A 16,172-nucleotide genomic window follows, 5' to 3' on the forward strand; every position below is an offset into this window, starting at 1 on the left:
CGGCATTGAGGTTGATGTGCAAGGCCCCGTGAGGGGCCTTGCTTGTTCGGGAACTAATGGCCGACAAAAGGCTGGGTTGACCGATAGGAGATACCCCGCCGCGTGATCCTATTAGAAGACGAGAGTCAACTGTGGCGACTCTTGTCGAGCTTCGCGGGACCACACCCATGCGTCGAATTCTCGCCGAGAAATGGAAAGTAGATCGGCTGCGTAGCAGAACGCGTTCTTCAGGAAGTCGTAGTCGCCGTTATTGACTCCCGCTCGCGCAGCAAAAGTTCTGATGTGACGATCAACAGCAATCGACTCGATCCCTACCAGGCAAGCCATGTAGTCGATCGTCTTAGGACCTACTCCATCCAACAATAGGAGGTCGGCGCAGAACGCGTCAGATTTGAGCGCCGTGCGAATGTCCTCTGTGGTGTCCATTTTTGCCTTATGGAGAAATACGACCAGATGCTCGAAGCGCTCCACCTTGGTCGAGTGCTGCCAGTCGAGGAGATGCGCAGTGCAGCCCTTCTTAACGAGACAGATGAGCGCACTTACTCGATCCGCATCCGGAAACTCTTTCAGAATACGCCCAACGCGCGGCATGACCACCGAACGGTAGCTAAGCCCCGCCTGTAGCACGGCATCCGCGAGAAGGGCTCCGGCGTGTTCATAAGTTGTGCGTCGCACATCATAGGTAGTTGGGACGCCTTGCGTTGATGCCAAGTCCGCTACACGGCGTGCCGCCTTCAAAAGTTCAAGCCGGTCCGGCGGAGATCGAGTCACTATAGTAGTCCCGTTTGCTGAAGCGCTCCTAGGCGCTCCACACAGTTTGGGCAAGCTCCGCAGGGCAGCTTGCTAGATGCTTGGCAGGAGAATGTCCTACCGATGGGAACTCCGAGGCGAATGGCCTCTTGGGCGACTTCTGTCTTTGATGAGTATCGAAAGGGTGACGTAAACCGCACCGGTCCGATGGCGTCGGTGAGGCCGTCAAGCTTATTCATAAACTCGGCGGTACAGTCGATTTCCTTGGCGTGGTTGCTATTGATGAAGCCCGTGTAGACATCGAGGATACCGAGTGTTTGCCCTCTTGCAGCAGCAGCAGCGTAGAACAAAAGGGTACGATAAGGGATGTAAAGGTCATCATCGCGGACATTGTCCTTCCAGAGGTCGGCCTCAACGATCAGTCGCGATTTCGATCCACGAAAAAGGTCCGAAAGGTCAACACGCTCAGGGCGCTTCATATCTGCGGGTAGAACTTCATTCACCCGGCTCCACTCGGTCTCGACGCAGTGTTGCCCGTAGTCGAAGAATAGCGGGGTCACGTCCGTTCCTTCCGCATGCAGCCCGAAAGCAACGGTCGTTGAGTCCAAGCCACCCGATGCGAGAAGCATCACTTTCTTGGTCATTTACGAGTGTCGTCCCTCTGGAGCTTCGATAAGGTATCAAACATGCCGTTTAAACAAACGTCGAGATCGAATGAATAAGCGGCACTTCCCATAATTACCATTGTGTTCCGGTTCTCTTCGCGAGGGTCGAAGGTAACGACTGGCTTTCCCATCTCTATTGCAAGGCCAATCTCGACCAGTGTTCCTGGATCCCGTTCGATCGGTATCGCAAAAACTGCTGCACATTCTCGGAGCAACTGAACATCATTAAAGTAGTAGGACGAGAGGGACTCGACGGGTGCTTCGCGGTCGGCTTCTCCGTTCTCCTTGACTGGCCTTCTAACTCGGAAATTATGGTATTCGAGCGCCGCAACTGCAGCGCTGATCTCTTTGTGATCTTTGTATGAGAAATCTGGTGCGGCTAGGTAAATCTGCAGACCCGGACGCGCATGCCACGGTAAAGTGACGCCGCCTAATTCGCGAACGACCTCAACTGGCATCCGGAGTTCTCGCTTGACGTCGCGTTGAAGATCGTCCGGCCATGTAGTCTGAGAATAGACCGTCGCAACTTGCATGCCCCGCCAAGCAGCGTCCCTGGCGCTGCCGTCGAAACTACCAAATACTGCGGTGAAGACGTCTCCAACACCCACCGAGTTCGTCGTGACGTCTAGTGTAGCGGTAATATACTCGATACGATCGGTTCCGAGGTCGAATAGCCTACTGCCTCCGCGGTTCTCTTTCAGGAGCAGATGCTTTGCTCCAACGCTCTTAGCCAAATCTAATAACGGAGTGATTTCGCTCGATGCAAGCTTTGCGAACAAGTCTGAGGATGTCGAGATTACTATAGAGTCGATACGACCCGTAAGCGAGCTGAGAGTGTCCGCGCCATCTACATCGTAGGCGGCATCAATCGTGACGCGAGCACCTGGCCTGAGTTGATTGATCACACCTTCCAAATCGTAGCTTCCTGGGAAGATGACGATGGTGTCGAACCGCTTCAAATCGATGTGGTCGCCGCTTAGAACAATTTTTCTCTCGCCACGCAGGATGTCTTCGTACCCTTGGTGCCCTACCTCTCTTACGTCAGCAATTGCGATTACGTTGGGTGCACCGGTTACCTCCCCGAGGAGGACAAAATCCCGACACCCGTGCTGGGTCAGGTAATTCTGCGCTTGTTCGACCAGGTACGCCGGGCAGAATGCCCCGACGGCGTAGTCTTGGCCACTAGCCCACAAGCCTCGTGCTGCATGTACGACGCCGCCAAGTCGCACCTTTGCGTCGGTGGCGCGCGTCGGCATTGTGAAGTCAACCGTGACCTCACCGATCAGTATGGTCCCTGGCATCTAGCCGGCCACAAAATCGGCTTGTACTTGAGGATTGGTACCGTTTGAGGATGCGGTCACGATACCCGTATATGTGAAGCCGTCCTGCAGACAACGTGCAAGATAGTTGAACCGCGTGGGTAGCGATCCAACCGACTCCGTACCTGAAACAGCTACCACCCGACCCCTGACTTCAACCGTAAGCGGGGTGCCAACCGCAGGTGCGGAGCCGTGATTCACGTAGTAGTCGTGGCTTGCTACATCTTCGAGGCTCGCGGTGAATGCTTCACCGCACTTATCTGAGCCACTGGAACCGCCGGACGATCCACTGCCGGACTCCGTTTTTGGTTTGCCAGAATAGTCGCTAAGGTGCCCTGATCCACTGCTGCCCATCAATCCCTCCACAAGTTTTGCAATAGACTACCTTCAGCGAACCACCCTTATCAAGTATTAATTCCGATAATACACACCATTATTTTCGATGAAGTTGCCCGGCACCGGCCATCCTCGCATTTGCGAGGTGCTCGCAATCTTATTGCATTGTTGTCGGTATGCGTCGGCAAAACCTCGATCGCTAAGCTCGTTTTTAGACGGCTTTCGGACTTTTATTTTCATAATTAGCGTCCATGCCTCGTCATCCCTATCCTGTCATATCGCAGCGCGCCGAGCTTTCATTTGTGGGCCACAACTACTATGCACTTCCCAGAACCCTGGGAGTCAATGATGAACCTGATCTGGTCAGCGCGCCGCCTTCGCGTGAAAGATTCATCAGACGGAGATCCGCGCGGCTGGAGATCGTCCTTCCAGCAGGACTATGATCGTCTTCTTTTCTCCACGCCCGTCCGGCGGCTAGCAGACAAGACGCAAGTCTGGCCGATGGATGACAACGATGGGGTCCGCACCCGGCTCACGCATTCGCACGAAGTGGCGAACTTGGCGCGGTCGATAGGCGCGCGGATTGCAGGTGAAAGAACGGACATTTTCGGCGCGGATTTGCATGATGTCGTTGAGCCAATTCTGTCTTCGATCGGCCTTGCACATGATCTCGGCAATCCTCCGTTTGGGCATCAGGGTGAGGCCGCCATCGGTAATTGGTTCAAGGCCCGAGAGGAGTGGATTTTTGACAACCGCAGCCCCGAACAGGGATCGAAGAAGCTCGACAAGGAAAAGGTTGTAGAAGCCTTGCACAACGAGTTCCTCAAGTTCGACGGAAACCCGCAAGGACTTCGATTGGTAACCAGGCTGCAGACCCACGTAGACCGCGTCGGACTTGATCTGACCGCAGGTACGCTAGCGGCACTCCTCAAGTATCCGGTCAGCGCTGGGAACCTCGACGAGACCCACGCGTCCAACAAGAAGTTGGGATACTTCGAGTCCGAGAGGGACATCGTTCGAGACGTGAGGGCGAAGACCGGGCTCTCGGAGGGGCAGAGGCATCCGCTTACCTGGATTATGGAGGCCTGCGATGACATCGCTTACAGCATCCTCGACGTAGATGACGTCATGAAGAAGAAGATCATATCGCCTGACGACGTTCTGACGATCCTCATGCACGATAACAGGAGCAGCGGGTCTCGGGCGGTTGCCGAAGCGGACATCCGATTCAAGAAGGTCCACAATGGTGGTCGTGATGCTGACGTCGCCCGAGACATTAAGATCGGCTATCTTCGGGCCTTCCTCATCGAGGAACTAATTCAAGGCGCAAGCACTGCCTTCCTCGACGCGTCCGAAGCGATTTTCGCGTTCAGGCATGAGAAGCCGCTGATGGATGCGATACCTCTTTGCGAAGCGCTGAAGGACGTTGCTAAAAAGCATGCGTTTAGCAACCCTGCGGTCTTGAAGGTGGAAGCCATCGGCGCTTCCGCTCTTGACGGCTTGATGTCGTTCTTCTGGCGCGCCATATCTGAGAGGAAGGACTTCCTGGATATTTCGTCTCGGCGCACGAGCGCGGTAGCGAAATACGGCTGGTCCCTAATTAGCCCGAACTATATCGAGGAGGCATCCCGGCCGAATTATGATACAATGGATTCGGCCGCCATCCGATACAGGGAGCTGAGGCTCCTAACAGACATGGTGTCGGGGATGACGGATTCCTTTGCGTTGAAGCTATGGACACAGGTAAGGCAAATACCCGGGTGAAGGTCGCTACGGACAAGCGCGCTATCAAGCGGCGGATAGACGATTTCCTATGGAGGGAAGCGTCGGAACCCAACGTAAGACTGCGACGCGTACTGACGAGGCTCTTCTTTCAGTTCGATCGTGTTGCCATCGTAGGCGGCATGGTCAGGGATTTTGCGCGCGCTGGGCGCCAAGCTTTCCACTCGGACGTCGACCTAGTGATCGAAGGCGATGTGGAAGCCGTAGCTAGATTCGCCCGACAACACAGAGCGGAACCCAACAAATATGGTGGCTTCTCGTTCTACGCCGAAGGCTGGAAGCTCGATTTCTGGGCGCTGGAAACGACTTGGGCTAGGAGAGCGGGGCACGCTAGCGTTCACAAACTCGAAGACATAGCCCACTGCACCTTCTTCGACTGCGACGCGATCCTTTACGACCTGAAGGAGCGCAGGATTATATGCTCCGACAGTTATCTCGACCATCTGCGTAGCGGGCGGATTGAAATCAGCTTAGAGCCCAATCCGTCCGTCACGGGTAGTCTCTACCGAGCAGTCCGCCGTCTGCTGCTCTGGAACTTGGAACCGGGGCCCAAGCTCAAATCATTCATCGAGCGCCATCTCACAGACCAAGGCTTTGACAGGCTCATTACGGAAGAGGGGCGAAAAGATGGGGATGGGCTGGTTACCTCATTCAGGGGAGCCGACGTGCTTCGTGACTGCCTTTCGAGGGAGGACGTAAGGAGGACGATTGCACATGGGCATCGGGCCATTGCAGTGTCAGGAACCTCCCATTGAATAGCGGTACCTGATAGGAAGACGGTCTCACAAAGCCACGGCGGCAGTTCAACCGCGAGAGATTCGTTCGCGGCACTGCAGGCACAGGCCCTCTTTTCGGATCGAAGCCGCCAAGATAGTCGGGGTTGCCGACCGCCTAGGCCGCAATGCCCCAGGCGCACCCGGCTGCGCGCGCCAAACCGCAGGCTCATTCACGGCGTGGTCGTGAACCCGCACTGCTTCTGTTCCATCTCGATCTGCTTGGTGATGGCGTTCTGGGCGTCCGTCACCGAGCCGCTGTTGACGGTCTTGTCCTTCAGCGGGCTGACGGCCGCGCAGAGGGCCTTGTTTGTTTTGGGGCAACGCTGGCCATGCCGAAGAACGGCAGCTTTGCGCCTCATGTCGGCCACAGAGGCGAACTTTGCCTCCGCCCGGAAGCAGACACTGCAATTGACCACGCTGAAGGTCGTGGTCGCGCCAGAGCCTGCAAAGGCGCAACTCGGTACACGAGGGCGAACATTCCGCTGCGGAAACAACTTGAAGAAACGCTTCCCGACCCATAGCATGCCGCGCCATGGTGAAATCTGATCGGGAGGTCAGTGAGATCGGTCGGGTTTTTGAGCCAGTGCAAGGTAGGGAGGATATTAATTATGGCTTCCGAAGTACAGGCAAACAACGGCGTTAACGTAGAGGCGCTGCTCGGCGCACGAGAAGCACTTACCAACGCCCCGGAGGCGGCGCAGTTCAAGTGGCGTGCGGCCTGCGAATGGAAGGATGGCACCCACAGCCACTCGTCGGTCGAGAGCTTCTACGGTCTCGGCGAAGATCAGCATCGCAAGACCACCTTCACATTCGACGCAGACCATCCGGAGGTCTTCGCTTCCCAGGACAAGGGCGCCACGCCTGTCGAATACGTGCTGGTCGGACTGGCGAGTTGCCTGACCGCCGGCATCGCCGCGGTTGCCCAGAACCGGAACATCCAGTTGAAGTCGGTGAAGGCGACCATCGAAGGCGACATGGATATCGCCGGCATACTCGGCATCGACAGCGACGTGCGCAACGGCTTCAGCGGTATCACGGTGAAATACAACATCGACGCCGACGCCAAGCGCGAGGACATCGAGGCTATCGTCGCTCAGTCGCAGAAGCGGTCGGCGGTCTATGACATTGTCACCAATCCGACGAACGTCACGGTCGTGGTGAATTGAGAGGCACTTCGAGCCGTAGACTCTCCTGATAGAGGGCGCGATTAGTTCCGTCACCACAGTGATCGTCGGTGCAGGGCACGCGGGGCTCGCGATGAGCCGCTGCCTCGCGGAGCGCTCCATCGACCATGTGCTGCTGGAGCGCGGCGAGATCGCCCATACGTGGCGCACCGAGCGATGGGATTCGCTGCGGCTGCTCACCCCGAACTGGCAGAGCCGGCTGCCGGGCTTCCGCTACGACGGCGACGACCCCGACGGCTACCGGACGATGCCTGAGGTGATCGACTTTCTCGGCAACTATGCCAAGGCGGTCTCGGCTCCGGTCAGGACACATACGACCGTTACCTCGGTTCGCAGTGACGGAGCGGGATATCTCGTGCGCACCGATCGCGGCGAGTGGCGGTGTCGGACCGTCGTGCTGGCGTCGGGCGCGTGCAACATCGCGCGCCTGCCCGATTTCGCCGTCCGCGTGCCGCCGTCGGTCGCCATGCTGACGACGCAGTCCTACCGCAATCCGGGTCAGGTCGCCGACGGTGGTGTGCTGGTGGCGGGCGCGTCGGCCAGCGGCACCCAGATCGCACTGGAGCTGCAGCGTTCGGGGCGTCAAGTGACCCTGTCGGTGGGCGAGCACATAAGGGCGCCCCGCGTCTATCGCGGCAAGGACCTGGAATGGTGGATGGACGCTGCCGGCGTGCTCGACGAGCGCTACGACGAGGTAGACGACATCAGGCGGGCGCGACGGGTTCCCTCGCTGCAGCTTGCCGGCACGCCCGACCGCACCACCCTCGACCTAAATGCGCTGGTCGACCTCGGCGTCAGGCTCATCGGCCGTCTCGCTGGCATCACCGAAGACGGCAAGGCCCAGTTTGCCGGGTCGTTGCGCAACATGTGCGCGCTTTCCGATCTCAAGATGGCCCGGCTGCTCGACCTCATCGACGAATGGGCGCGCGCCAACGGGCTGGACGCTACGGTCGGGCCGCCGGATCGCCTGCCGCCGACCCGTGTCGAGGAAAACCCGCCGCTCGGCCTCGATCTCGCCGGAGGTACGATCAGGACGATCATCTGGGCCACCGGCTACCGGCCGGACTACTCCTGGCTGGAGCTGCCGGTCCTCGACCGCAAGGGCCACGTCCGCCACGACGGCGGTGTTGCGGAACATCCGGGCCTGTACCTGATGGGGATGCAGTTTCTGCGCCGCCGCAAGTCCGCGCTGATCGACGGTGCCGGCGACGACGCACGCGATCTCAGCGACCATCTGGCATCGTACCTCAGGCAAAATTCAATCGGCTAGCCGAGGCAGGCCCGTAGCAGTAGTTACACAAGATACCATCGATTCAGGGCAGCGGGATCGGCTGGTCGCTGAGTGTGCGCAAGTAGGCGATCAGGTTGACCCGTTCGGTGTCGTCCGGGACACCAGGCGTCTCCATCTTGACGCCCGGCGTGGTGAGCATGGGCGCGAAGAGATATCTGTTCAGATCCTCGTACGTCCATACACCCTCCCAGCCCAGCAAGGTGTCGGAGTAACGCATATTTGCCATGGATGCCTTGTCGCGGCCGACGACGCTCCACAAGTTCGGTCCTATTTTGTTCCCGCCCTGTGGCTCGACGTTGTGGCAATTGGTACACCGGCCGGTGAAGTAGGTTCGGCCTTTCTCGACATCGGCAGAAGCCAACTTCATCGAGATTGGGGCTGGTGTTGGCAAGACGACGCCGTGCGACAAGAGATAGTCGGCAACTTCGCGTTGCCCCCTGCTTTTTGCCAGATGGAGGGGCGTCTTGCCGTCCATTGCCTTCGCATTCACGTCCGCGCCGGCCTCGACCAGTGCCTTCACGCAGTCGAAACAATCGAGAGTGACGGCGACATGAAGGGCGAATTCGCCGCCACGGTCGGAATTTGGATCTGCACCCCGCTCCAGCAACAGATTTAACAGATCGATCTTGCCTGGCCCCACAGCCATCATCAGCGGGGGACCCAAAGTCGTCTGGGCGTTGACGTCGGCACCACGTTCTATGAGCAGTTTTGCCGCTTCGATATGGCCCATCCAGACCGCAAAGTAGAGCGGCGTTGCGGTCCCATCACTCTCATCTATGCCGGCGCCTGCATTGAGCGCCGCCGCGATCCCCGCGACATCGCCGTTTATGGCGGCGTCGTGAATGTCGGCGGCATGCGACGCAATCGGGATGTGTGCAAGCAATAGTGGAATGAAGAGCAAGGGCATGCGCATTTGGCATCTCCCAAGGCAAACGCAGCATGCGTCATGCTTTCAAGCCGGCAAAATATACCACGAATGCCTGATCGTAGCCACGCCTATCGATGGCTCAGGTGGCAGCCCTTGAAGAAATGAAAGTTTTCAGGAAGACCGGCCATGTCCTTACTGGCCCGTCTGGCAACGGGCTGTAAGGTCTCATCCGGGTCATGAGCGCATGTTGCGCCAGACGTCCTTGAGAACGAAAGTCGGGCTAGCAATGACCGGTTCAGGTCATACTCGGTCGACACGCCTTGCTGCGGCAACGCCGAATTCCGACACACTGCAGTCATATTCCCAGGTGCAGCTTCGGCTTCCAGAACGGGCGGAACAATTCGATCTTGGGACAGCGGTTCATCACCACTTTCAAGCCCGCTTCTTCCGCCAACCGGGCGGCAGCGTCATCGCGCACCCCGATCTGACCCCACAGAACCTTGGCATTGATTGCGATGGCCTCCTGTGCAACTTCCAACAGATCTTCGGAGCGGCGAAAAACCTCGACCATATCGACGGGCCGGTCGATGGCCGCTAGTGATGGGTACACCTTGAGCCCCCGAATCTCATCCAGACCGGAACTGGGGTTGACCGGGATCATGTCATAGCCGGTTTCGTGCAGGACCCTGAGAACGCCGTAGGAAAACTTGGTCTTGTCGGGGCTCGCCCCTACCATCGCGATGGTTTTGACCGATTTCAGAATGTCTTGCAGATAAGCCTCGGAATAGGGCTCATCATGATTCATATGGGTCATTTCTTTGCTTCCAACGGGGTCGCAATATCGGCTTTCAATTCATGAGCGGCCAGCGGGTCAAGGAAGGGGTTGCGATAGAGCTTGTCGTGGCTCTCAACGCCGACCTCCAGCGTGCAGTCGCTCATCGGGCGGGCGACGCAGAGGATTATGTAGCCATTGTTGATCTGGCGGTTGTTCAGCGCCCGCTGTGCCTTTTGATCGACCTTGCCGCTGATCATCTTGGCAGCACAGGTAATGCAGCCGCCATATTTGCACCCATACGGCAGATCCACGCCCTGCTCGCGCAAGCTTTGCAAGAGGGGCTTGCGCCGGTCGACGTCAAAGGCCGCACCGCCTTGATTGGCGAGAGTGATGGTGAAGCTGGTCATACCCAGATGTCACTCGTGCAATCACCGCCGGGATAACGGGTTTCGTGGCAGCGGCTTGGTCCATTTGGTTCCTTGCCAAAATCAACAACGAATAGCGGATCGATTTCCATGCCGCCGTTTTCCGTGTCGCAATTGACCATCAGCATGCATCCGCCATTGGTGCGGATCTCCGGATAGAACTGATTGTCCCAGGTCGAGAACAGCGAGGTCGTCACATAGAGGCGCTTGCCGTCGAGGCTGAGCTGTATCATCTGCGGCCCGCCAGTCACTTTCACGCCATTGACCTCAGGCGCACGGCCGAGAAGTCCGCCCATCCACACTTGTCCGGTAAGCTTGGCGTCGTGAGGGTCCGAGATGTCGTATTGACGAATGTCGCCATGCAACCAGTTGCACAGATAGAGGTATCTATCGTCCATGCTGAGCAGAATGACCGAGATCACGCCCGGTATTGGTATCGGCCATTCGGGATGCGGCTCATTGCCGACATCGACAATTTTTTCCCATTGCCAGTCACCCGCCGCGTCCTTCCACCAATGGATGATGTTTGCGGAAAGGGCCGCGCCAACAAAGCCGTGACTGCTGTCGGGGTTATGATGGAATCGCACTTCCAGTGGGATCAAGCCATCTTCACCGAGATAGAATGTTTGCTTTGGCTCCTTCTTTTCAAAATCCCAGAAATGGATCTCCCGGCCATATTTCAGATGACCAACCTCTTCCAGGTCAAAGCCGGGCATGAAGGTATTGGGCGCGGCCCATTCCGAGCTGACCATCACGTTGTGTCGCGGCTGGTACCAGAAATCATAACCAAACTTGATACTGCCCATGGAGTTTTCCCAGCGGCCGACAACCTCGAACTCCTTGCTGAGTTGCAAATAGCCGCCGGGGGCATTGCCCTGGGCGTCACCAAGCATGGAAACGATGATGTCCGAGCCGAGGCAATGCACCGTGTGTGGCGCCGACAGGTTGGTCCTGGCTTTGATTTCAGCGCCGTCTATCACCTTGAACAGTGTCGGGCTGCGCGGATCGGTACCGCAATCGACAATATGCAGATTTGACGAGCGCACACCCGGCACGATCAGATATTTCCGCTCCATGCTCGCGTCGCCATGGCACGACGAACAGGCATTCCAGCCCGAGTGATGAAGCTCATCGCCAATGCCCGGCATTTGCAAACGCGAAATCACCTGGCTGTAGGTCGAACTCTCCGGGTCGACATCGATGGTGCACAGATAGTCCGGCTTCTGAATGCCCGTGCCGGTGTAGATGGCAATCGTATAGAGCAGCTTTTCGCGAGGTGCCGTCATCGCCTCGGCTGGAGAAGCATAGCCCGGTCCACAGCAATGATTGGTCATGGGTACTTCCCTTTGAACAGATCACTGGCCAGCCCCAACGGGGTCGAGCTGGAATGTTAGTGCATGCTTGGCATTGGCGCTATGGCCGGGGTGGCTTGTGAAGTGCGCACGTGACATACAACTTGGCGACAGAGCCCCCGATGGGGAAGTGAGGGGCGGAGAGAGTCCGCCACGGAGGTTGATACGCAAGGCCCCGGAAGGGGCCTTGTTGTGTTTGCGGTACAGGCGCTGTGCACTGACGGTCTCATCGGTATCGGCGCAGCCGCGAATCTGTGTTAAGCCGCCGCCCCAACCAACCAAAGGACGACAGATGTGAGCGAACCGACCCAGGCGACCGGAAGTATCTATGCCTCGCTCCGTGCGGACATCGACACCCATGTCGCGACGCTTAAGGCGGCGCTGGCACGAGAAGGGATAAAACAGGCGGTGTTCGATCCGACCAAGTTGGCGCAGAACAACCGCTCGGCCGCAAATTGATGCAGGCTTATTTCGGCAGCGCGGCGTGAGCGTAAGGTTTTCGGACTAGCAGGGCCGCGCGCCGTCTCGAATTCTCAGTCAGTGCATATTTGAACGGGAGGTGAGTCCGCAAATGCCCAAGATGCCTCTACCTGGCCAGCGCACAGGCTTTCCGCCAATAAACGCTGCTCCACGATCGATACTGGTTGACCGATTCGGCGAACATTGTCGGATTCGCACGCTACGACAAGGCGAGGTGAATGAACGGTTCACACGCTGGCTTGGCGATCCAGCCGTCGCCGCCGGGTTAAATATGCCCGGCACGACAATGGGCCTGGATTCGTTTCGCTCCTACGTCGGCAGCTTTGACAACATACGGCGTAACTTGCTGGCGATTCGCATGCTCAACGACGAGCCGATCGGCTTGATCATGGCGGAGATCGACCAGAGGCACCGTATCGGATCATTGCACCTCATCGTCGGGGACACCGCCCATCGACGGCTCCAAATTTCGTTCGAAGCAGTCACGCTCCTGATCTGGCACATGTTTGTCGAACGTGGGATGCAAAAGTTGATGTTTGAGCCACTGTCCCGCAATCAAGCGGCGGTTACCGCATGCCGACTTGGAATGTTGAGGCAAGAGGGTGAACTGCGGTCCCACCGTCTCGATGCCGGGACAGGCCAAAGGCTCGACCAGCTGATCTTCGCGCTCACGATCGATGAGTTCAAGAGCCGGGTGCGCGCTGTGGCCAGGCTTCCCAAATTCGAAGGACCCGGACTGACCAGGGATTTCGTCCGCGAAACCGCGAGATCTTTTGGTCGTAAGCAGAGCTAGAATCGGTAGGAAATCCCAAGATTCAGGGTCCCGAGCCGTGGTTTGAAATCAACCGAGTTCGCTACCTCGACCTTGTCAAACAGATATTCGATGTATTCCGTTTTGAAAGACCACTTTGGAGCGAAGGCGTATTCAAAACCCGCGCCAAATGCGCCGCCGACACGTGTCTTGTTTGAGCTGTCCGCGCCGCCTAAAAAGAAATCAAATGACGTCTTGACGCGCGTGACCGCAACACCCGCGGTCCCGTATAACAACAACTGGTCCGAAGCCAGAAATCCTGCGCGTGCTCTGGCCGAGGCAACCCAATCGAGATCATAAGAATACGAATTTGTCTTGCCGCCAAATATCGGATCTTCGCCCGTCTTTTCGTGAAACCCGAGGAAGTCAAAACTCGCCACACCGCCGTAGACAAACTGGCCGGACTGCCAATCGTGACCGACGAAAACGCCGCCGACAAACGCAGTGTCGTTGAAGTCCGAACCGCTGACGACGCCACCACCGCTGAAGCCTGGGTGCGAAAATCCGGCACCGATCTCCGCACCGGCATAGTAGCCGGTCCAATTGCCATCTTGCGCCTTGGCTGGCGCGACGATGGCCACGAGCGCAACGGATGCATAGAAAATCTTGAACATGAATCACCCCAACCGGGTCCTACCTTACACGCAGGGCATTAAAATACTGTAGCAATCCCGTCACAGTTGTTCCAACAGTTACTCCTGAGCCGGTCGTTGCTTTTATCAGCCTGGCAAGGTTTCACGCACGCTTCGACCTGCTACCGACATTTGAACGCCGGATCGTGGACGGATGCTTGGCGCCCTATCTCGGACGTTGAAATCACCGGCGCCGATTCCCAAAAGCTGACACCGTCATCCAGCGCATCCACAATCAAATCGCCTCGCATGGTACGAACCGCGCCCAGAGGGATTGCCAGGCTGTCGAGGAAGGCGGCCGCCTCGCCTCTCCGAGGAACTGACACCATCGATCCGCGTCCTCGTCGGCAAGGTCGCAAAGATCGGCCTCGTGCTGGTGGCCGGCGCCGTGGCGCTTTCCGCCGTCGGTCTCGACCTGACGGCGCTGACGGTGTTTTCCGGCGCCGTTGGCGTCGGTCTCGCTTTCGGGCTGCAGAAGGTTGTTTCGAATTTCGTCTCCGGTGTGATCATCCTGCTCGACAAGTCGATCAAGCCGGGCGACACGATTTCGCTCGAAGGCACCTTCGGCTGGATCCGCGAATTGCGGGGGCGCTTCGTCTCAGTGGTGACGCGCGACGGTCGCGAATTTCTGATCCCCAACGAGGACTTCATCACCCAGAGGGTCATCAACTGGTCGTTCAGCGACAACCTCGTGCGCCTCGACGTGAACTTCGGCGTCTCCTACGACGCCGATCCGCACAAGGTCAGCGAACTGGCGATAGAGGCCGCGATCAGCGTCGGCCGGGTTGAGGCTGACCGGCGGCCTGTCTGCTGGCTGACGGACTTCGGCGACTCCTCGCTGAACTTCGTCCTGCGCTTCTGGATCCGCGACCCACAGCAAGGCCTGACCAACGTGCGCGGCAAGGTGCTGCTGGCGCTGTGGGACACGTTCAAGGCAAACGGCATAAGCATCCCCTATCCGCATCGCGAGGTCATCATGAAAGAGGCTGGGCCGGTCAGACGAGGGCACGACGACCAGTGATCTTCTCGATGTTGATGCGGAAGAAGAGGTGAGGCGGACTGGCCACCTTGTCCTCTCGCTACCAGGTGCCCACCAGTTTGCAAGCCTTCTGACCTAGACTCCGGCTAATCCAGGCCTCCAACTTGTCTCGCGGGATTCTTAGATATTTCAATTTGCAGCCTTCAGAGATGTACGCAGATGAAATCCGTATGGACGAGGCGACCCTCGCGAACATCAACAAAGTGCCGCATACCCGATTGTAACCTTGGCCTCAAATGCCGGCTTGGCTAGAGTTCGTAGCATGCTGAACGCCATTCACCACGTCGCGCTCATCTGCACCGACTACGACCGGTCGCGACGGTTCTACGTCGAACTCCTCGGCCTCGAACTGATCCGGGAGGTCTATCGGGAAGAACGGCAGTCATGGAAGGCGGATCTGCGGATCGGGTCCGTCCAGCTGGAATTGTTCTCCTTCCCCGCACCAGTGATGCGGCCGTCCCATCCAGAGGCGACAGGCCTGAGACATCTGGCATTTGCCGTGGCGAATCTTGATCCCGTGATTGTGCGCCTGGAAGCCGCCGGCGTTGCCGTTGAGCCAATCCGCATCGACCCATATACAGACCAACGGTTTACCTTTTTCAGAGACCCAGATGGATTGCCGCTGGAACTCTACGAAGCCCCATAAGGAACAGTTAGCTTTCGCGACCATGTCATCGGATGTGGGAACGCCACTGCCAGGGATTTAGCGAGCCGCCGCCTGCCTACGTTGCGTTCAGCTCTGCAAGTAAGCATTCCGTGCCTGGGAGCCGCACGTCAACGCTAGACAACTACAGTCTGGTCCGCTTTGGCGCACTCCCCTCGGCACGCCAGAACGCTGGCCGGTTCACGGCGTGGTTGTAAACCCGCACTGCTTCTGTTCCATCTCGATCTGCTTGGTGATGCGGATGGCGTTCTGGGCGTAGGCTTCCGTCACCGAGCCGCTGTTCACGGTCTTGTCCTTTAGCGGGCTCACGGCCGCGCAGAGGTGGAAGACATGCTCCGTGTCGGACTTCGCGGCGCCGTTTTCAGGCGCGATCCAGTACACGACATCCTGGCCGGCGGGGTGTGCCGCGTCCTTCGTTGCGTCAGCCACCGTGGTGGAGTCGGTGGCGATCGCCTGCGCCTGGGCGGCGACTTCGGGCGAACAGGCTGTGGTCGGCTGCCCCGCCTTGATCTGGGTCGCGCACGCGTTCATGTCCTGCGTGTACTGCTCGACCGATGGGGGCTGGTAGCTGACCCCGATCAGCGTCGCAACCACGGCCAGCACGGCGCCGATGCCGCCGGCAACTTTCTTGCTCTTCGGGTCCATGTTCTTGTCGTTGAGGATCAGCAGAACCAGCGGCAGGAAGGCAATCAGCGTGATGATCGCGCCGAGCTGGTTCTGGACGAAGAACCTGAATGTGTCGGATGCGCGAGCCGGGTCCTTCCTGTTGGCCGCCTTCCAAAGCAGGCTGCCGGCGATGGCAAATATCGCGATGCCGACCAGAATGCCGATCAGCAGCGGCAGGTTTCCGTGGTCGAACTTGTGCTTGTAGAGCAAGACAATCCCGGCGATCTCGCCGCCAATGGCAATGATCCACGAGAGCGCTGCAAAAAGGCGCAGCCGCGTGGCGCCGGCCTTCTGGCCCTGCGATGCTTGCCAATCCTTGGTAACGTCTGCGGCCGGCTTGTTGTCGTCAGTCATGAC

The 16,172-nt window shown here is 58.1% G+C and carries 16 protein-coding genes and 2 pseudogenes; 8 read left to right on the top strand and 10 right to left on the bottom strand.

The genetic code is table 11. The features are described from left to right. Positions 1–111: 111 nt before the first annotated feature. The 3 genes from H0241_RS24880 to H0241_RS24890 are packed head-to-tail and all read right to left on the bottom strand — an operon-like array spanning position 112 to position 2,716. Positions 112–771, bottom strand: coding sequence for an HhH-GDP family DNA glycosylase (locus tag H0241_RS24880; protein WP_210285058.1), 660 nt, complete (start codon positions 769–771; stop codon positions 112–114). After that, a complete protein-coding gene (locus tag H0241_RS24885; RefSeq protein WP_181060475.1) occupies positions 771–1,394 on the bottom strand; it encodes a 7-cyano-7-deazaguanine synthase in 624 nt (207 codons plus the stop codon). Before H0241_RS24885 ends, H0241_RS24880 begins: the two co-directional genes overlap by 1 nt. Then, a complete protein-coding gene (locus tag H0241_RS24890; RefSeq protein ID WP_181060476.1) occupies positions 1,391–2,716 on the bottom strand; it encodes a nucleoside 2-deoxyribosyltransferase in 1,326 nt (441 codons plus the stop codon). Before H0241_RS24890 ends, H0241_RS24885 begins: the two co-directional genes overlap by 4 nt. Before the next feature lie 702 nt (positions 2,717–3,418). Here H0241_RS24890 and dgt point away from each other — a divergent pair. Together dgt and H0241_RS24900 are read left to right on the top strand one after the other, a co-directional pair. Further along, complete coding sequence (gene dgt, locus H0241_RS24895; protein WP_181060477.1) at positions 3,419–4,834, top strand: dGTP triphosphohydrolase; 1,416 nt, start codon at positions 3,419–3,421, stop codon at positions 4,832–4,834. Then, a complete protein-coding gene (locus H0241_RS24900; RefSeq protein WP_181060478.1) occupies positions 4,804–5,607 on the top strand; it encodes a hypothetical protein in 804 nt (267 codons plus the stop codon). The genes dgt and H0241_RS24900 overlap by 31 nt, the downstream gene beginning before the upstream one ends. Before the next feature lie 191 nt (positions 5,608–5,798). Here the strand turns inward: H0241_RS24900 and H0241_RS24905 are convergent, their stop codons facing one another. Then, on the bottom strand, positions 5,799–5,996 hold the full coding sequence (locus H0241_RS24905) for a hypothetical protein (protein WP_181060523.1): 198 nt from the start codon (positions 5,994–5,996) through the stop codon (positions 5,799–5,801). Between the two features lie 240 nt (positions 5,997–6,236). Between H0241_RS24905 and H0241_RS24910 the strand changes: the two genes are divergently transcribed. After that, positions 6,237–6,794, top strand: coding sequence for an OsmC family protein (locus H0241_RS24910; RefSeq protein WP_181060479.1), 558 nt, complete (start codon positions 6,237–6,239; stop codon positions 6,792–6,794). A gap of 58 nt (positions 6,795–6,852) precedes the next feature. Further along, on the top strand, positions 6,853–8,082 hold the full coding sequence (locus H0241_RS24915) for an NAD(P)-binding domain-containing protein (protein WP_328824820.1): 1,230 nt from the start codon (positions 6,853–6,855) through the stop codon (positions 8,080–8,082). Positions 8,083–8,125: 43 nt separating this feature from the next. Here the strand turns inward: H0241_RS24915 and H0241_RS24920 are convergent, their stop codons facing one another. The 4 genes from H0241_RS24920 to H0241_RS24935 all read right to left on the bottom strand — a co-directional run bounded on the left by H0241_RS24920 (position 8,126) and on the right by H0241_RS24935 (position 11,505). Further along, a complete protein-coding gene (locus tag H0241_RS24920; RefSeq protein ID WP_181060480.1) occupies positions 8,126–9,016 on the bottom strand; it encodes an ankyrin repeat domain-containing protein in 891 nt (296 codons plus the stop codon). 310 nt (positions 9,017–9,326) lie between these two features. Then, the gene (locus H0241_RS24925) at positions 9,327–9,776 is read right to left on the bottom strand and encodes a CoA-binding protein (RefSeq protein ID WP_181060517.1); all 450 of its coding nucleotides are present in this window, start codon (positions 9,774–9,776) and stop codon (positions 9,327–9,329) included. A gap of 5 nt (positions 9,777–9,781) precedes the next feature. After that, positions 9,782–10,153, bottom strand: a complete 372-nt coding sequence (locus H0241_RS24930) for a 2Fe-2S iron-sulfur cluster-binding protein (RefSeq protein ID WP_181060481.1) — start codon at positions 10,151–10,153, stop codon at positions 9,782–9,784. Beyond that, entirely contained in the window at positions 10,150–11,505 is a 1,356-nt protein-coding gene (locus H0241_RS24935) for a selenium-binding family protein (RefSeq protein ID WP_181060482.1), read from the bottom strand. The genes H0241_RS24930 and H0241_RS24935 overlap by 4 nt, the downstream gene beginning before the upstream one ends. A gap of 312 nt (positions 11,506–11,817) precedes the next feature. On the opposite strand from H0241_RS24935, the pseudogene H0241_RS24940 reads away from it, so the two are divergent. Both H0241_RS24940 and H0241_RS24945 read left to right on the top strand, forming a co-directional pair. Continuing rightward, positions 11,818–12,031: pseudogene (locus H0241_RS24940) on the top strand (hypothetical protein). A gap of 186 nt (positions 12,032–12,217) precedes the next feature. Next, positions 12,218–12,796, top strand: a complete 579-nt coding sequence (locus H0241_RS24945; protein ID WP_181060483.1) for a GNAT family N-acetyltransferase — start codon at positions 12,218–12,220, stop codon at positions 12,794–12,796. Here H0241_RS24945 and H0241_RS24950 read toward each other — a convergent pair. Then, positions 12,793–13,428 (bottom strand): outer membrane protein, encoded by a 636-nt coding sequence (locus H0241_RS24950; protein WP_181060484.1) that lies wholly within the window; start codon positions 13,426–13,428, stop codon positions 12,793–12,795. The two genes, H0241_RS24945 and H0241_RS24950, sit on opposite strands and share 4 nt — an antisense overlap. A gap of 328 nt (positions 13,429–13,756) precedes the next feature. On the opposite strand from H0241_RS24950, the pseudogene H0241_RS24955 reads away from it, so the two are divergent. Beyond that, a pseudogene (locus tag H0241_RS24955) lies at positions 13,757–14,467 on the top strand (mechanosensitive ion channel family protein); the annotation flags it as partial. A gap of 280 nt (positions 14,468–14,747) precedes the next feature. Further along, on the top strand, positions 14,748–15,131 hold the full coding sequence (gene gloA2, locus H0241_RS24960; RefSeq protein ID WP_181060485.1) for an SMU1112c/YaeR family gloxylase I-like metalloprotein: 384 nt from the start codon (positions 14,748–14,750) through the stop codon (positions 15,129–15,131). A 198-nt stretch (positions 15,132–15,329) separates the two neighbouring features. Here gloA2 and H0241_RS24965 read toward each other — a convergent pair whose 3' ends face one another. After that, a complete protein-coding gene (locus tag H0241_RS24965) occupies positions 15,330–16,169 on the bottom strand; it encodes an SLC5/6 family protein (RefSeq protein WP_181060486.1) in 840 nt (279 codons plus the stop codon). Positions 16,170–16,172 lie beyond the last annotated feature (3 nt).

It is taken from the genome of Mesorhizobium neociceri (assembly GCF_013520985.1).
Taxonomy (GTDB): Bacteria; Pseudomonadota; Alphaproteobacteria; order Rhizobiales; family Rhizobiaceae; genus Mesorhizobium; species Mesorhizobium neociceri.

What these genes read in the sequence shown, in the direction of transcription:
- H0241_RS24885 (WP_181060475.1), bottom strand. Translation starts at nt 1,394, where the DNA reads ATGACCAAGAAAGTGATGCTTCTCGCATCGGGTGGCTTGGACTCAACG.
- H0241_RS24890 (WP_181060476.1), bottom strand. Translation starts at nt 2,716, where the DNA reads ATGCCAGGGACCATACTGATCGGTGAGGTCACGGTTGACTTCACAATG.
- dgt (WP_181060477.1), top strand. Translation starts at nt 3,419, where the DNA reads ATGAACCTGATCTGGTCAGCGCGCCGCCTTCGCGTGAAAGATTCATCA.
- H0241_RS24900 (WP_181060478.1), top strand. Translation starts at nt 4,804, where the DNA reads ATGGACACAGGTAAGGCAAATACCCGGGTGAAGGTCGCTACGGACAAG.
- H0241_RS24910 (WP_181060479.1), top strand. Translation starts at nt 6,237, where the DNA reads ATGGCTTCCGAAGTACAGGCAAACAACGGCGTTAACGTAGAGGCGCTG.
- H0241_RS24920 (WP_181060480.1), bottom strand. Translation starts at nt 9,016, where the DNA reads ATGCGCATGCCCTTGCTCTTCATTCCACTATTGCTTGCACACATCCCG.
- H0241_RS24925 (WP_181060517.1), bottom strand. Translation starts at nt 9,776, where the DNA reads ATGAATCATGATGAGCCCTATTCCGAGGCTTATCTGCAAGACATTCTG.
- H0241_RS24930 (WP_181060481.1), bottom strand. Translation starts at nt 10,153, where the DNA reads ATGACCAGCTTCACCATCACTCTCGCCAATCAAGGCGGTGCGGCCTTT.
- H0241_RS24935 (WP_181060482.1), bottom strand. Translation starts at nt 11,505, where the DNA reads ATGACCAATCATTGCTGTGGACCGGGCTATGCTTCTCCAGCCGAGGCG.
- H0241_RS24950 (WP_181060484.1), bottom strand. Translation starts at nt 13,428, where the DNA reads ATGTTCAAGATTTTCTATGCATCCGTTGCGCTCGTGGCCATCGTCGCG.
- gloA2 (WP_181060485.1), top strand. Translation starts at nt 14,748, where the DNA reads ATGCTGAACGCCATTCACCACGTCGCGCTCATCTGCACCGACTACGAC.
- H0241_RS24965 (WP_181060486.1), bottom strand. Translation starts at nt 16,169, where the DNA reads ATGACTGACGACAACAAGCCGGCCGCAGACGTTACCAAGGATTGGCAA.